Origin of the sequence: Pseudanabaena cinerea FACHB-1277, from assembly GCF_014696345.1 — a bacterium.
Lineage (GTDB): Bacteria > Cyanobacteriota > Cyanobacteriia > Pseudanabaenales > Pseudanabaenaceae > Pseudanabaena > Pseudanabaena cinerea.
The window spans coordinates 1-1,506 of sequence record NZ_JACJPY010000179.1 but is presented as its reverse complement, the minus strand read 5'-3'; the positions used below and the strand labels follow the sequence as shown (position 1 = coordinate 1,506).

The window sequence follows — 1,506 nt, the reverse complement described above, 5'->3', positions numbered from 1 at the left end:
GCATTCAACTTGAATGGTTTCAACTTCAACCAATCGATTTCTGACAGCCAAGGACGAGTAGTACCAAGCTGGGCAGACGTAATCAACCGCGCAAACTTGGGAATGGAAGTAATGCACGAGCGCAACGCTCACAACTTCCCTCTCGATTTGGCAGCAGTTGAAGTAGCACCAGTAGCAATGTCTGCTCCTGCTATCAACGGTTAATCTCAATCGATGACTCTCGTATCTGACTAGAAAAAATAAAAAAGCTCTCCGAAAGGGGGGCTTTTTTATTGATGCGGATTTCAGATAAGGCGATCGCCCTATTCCTGTTGTTTCCCCAATTTACATCAGATAACTTTCTAACTCAGGATATTTAGAAAATAAGCTATCAACACTGGCAAGTTTTGCCCCATATTCTAATACAGTGGCGATGATTAGGCGATCGAAGGGATCTTTGTGAATGGGGTATAGGTTGACGGCTCTGACTGTAATTTCTGGAGTCAATGGCAATAACTCAATTCCTGCGGGGGCTAGTGAATCAGTAAGCCAATCTTGAACGGGGATATGTATTTCTAATCTGCCTTTGTTATGTGCTAGAGCGATTTCATAGCAAGATATTGCTGAGACTGCAACTATGTCTGCTTGCCGAATTTGTTCTAGCCATTGTGCGGGAAAGCGCTCAAAGCTTCCATTGATGAACCAGAACCAAATATGGGTATCAAGAATTACCATTTCAGACATTCCCAGTCCTCTTCATCTACGATTGGGCTGACAATATCGCCTAATGTTTTTCCTTTGCCAATCAGATGGGCGGGTGTTGTGCGCTTTGGCTTTTTGGTAGGAATATCTTGGTTGGATGCAGCATCTTTCTGAGGTGGAATAGATATTGATTTCAGATATAAGCTAACGATCGCCTGTAGTGCTTGACGATGTTCTGGGGTGGCATTTTGATATGCGTCAGCGATGGGGGCTTCGACTTCTAGAGTAATTTGCTTGATCATGGTTTTATTAGGATTTAAGAGTATTTTCAAATTCTTGTTTTTTGCTCTTAGATTAGAGAACGTAAGCGATCGCCTTCTGACCGTTGTTTCCTTTCCTCAAGTTCTAATCGATTTGTAAAGTAAAGTATCAGTTAAATCTTCTAAATCGTCACTGTAGCTTTTCCAACCTGTATGTACTTTTTGCGTGGCTAAAGTTGTTAAATCTCCTCTGATGAGCGAGGCAACTAAGTCGGCAGCAACATCATTATTCCAATAAGAGCCGTGAGCATCTGCCATACCTAAAGCCATACCAGCATGGGCTTGACCAAATCGCAAAGCACCTGATTCTGCGCCATTGGCGTGCATCCAGAGGTACTGATCGGTAAAGAAGAAATTTTCGCTCATGTGGGTAAATAGGTGAAAGGAGGGACAAGAAGACGGCGGAGGAAGTCAAAATCAATCCAACGTAAATTGTAAGCCCACTCAAACATGGCTACATAGAGATGCAGATACTTTTTATGGATACCGCGAAATGGACGAACAA

Annotated in this window: 3 protein-coding genes and 1 pseudogene; 1 reads left to right on the top strand and 3 read right to left on the bottom strand. The window is 42.8% G+C overall.

What is annotated here, in order from left to right:
* Positions 1-204: pseudogene (locus H6F44_RS22725) on the top strand (photosystem II q(b) protein); the annotation flags it as partial.
* A 120-nt stretch (positions 205-324) separates the two neighbouring features.
* Here the strand turns inward: H6F44_RS22725 and H6F44_RS22720 are convergent.
* The 3 genes from H6F44_RS22720 to H6F44_RS22710 form a co-directional block, all read right to left on the bottom strand.
* On the bottom strand, positions 325-723 hold the full coding sequence (locus H6F44_RS22720) for a type II toxin-antitoxin system VapC family toxin (protein WP_190353354.1): 399 nt from the start codon (positions 721-723) through the stop codon (positions 325-327).
* The gene (locus tag H6F44_RS22715) at positions 708-983 is read right to left on the bottom strand and encodes a hypothetical protein (protein ID WP_190353355.1); all 276 of its coding nucleotides are present in this window, start codon (positions 981-983) and stop codon (positions 708-710) included. The genes H6F44_RS22720 and H6F44_RS22715 overlap by 16 nt, the downstream gene beginning before the upstream one ends.
* 96 nt (positions 984-1,079) lie before the next feature.
* Positions 1,080-1,367: a hypothetical protein gene (locus tag H6F44_RS22710; protein ID WP_190353353.1), complete on the bottom strand. Its 288-nt coding sequence runs from the start codon at positions 1,365-1,367 to the stop codon at positions 1,080-1,082.
* Between the last annotated feature and the right edge of the window lie 139 nt (positions 1,368-1,506).

Excerpts from the sequence above, each read along its gene's own strand:
- H6F44_RS22720 (WP_190353354.1), bottom strand. The coding sequence starts at position 723 with ATGTCTGAAATGGTAATTCTTGATACCCATATTTGGTTCTGGTTCATC.
- H6F44_RS22715 (WP_190353355.1), bottom strand. The coding sequence starts at position 983 with ATGATCAAGCAAATTACTCTAGAAGTCGAAGCCCCCATCGCTGACGCA.
- H6F44_RS22710 (WP_190353353.1), bottom strand. The coding sequence starts at position 1,367 with ATGAGCGAAAATTTCTTCTTTACCGATCAGTACCTCTGGATGCACGCC.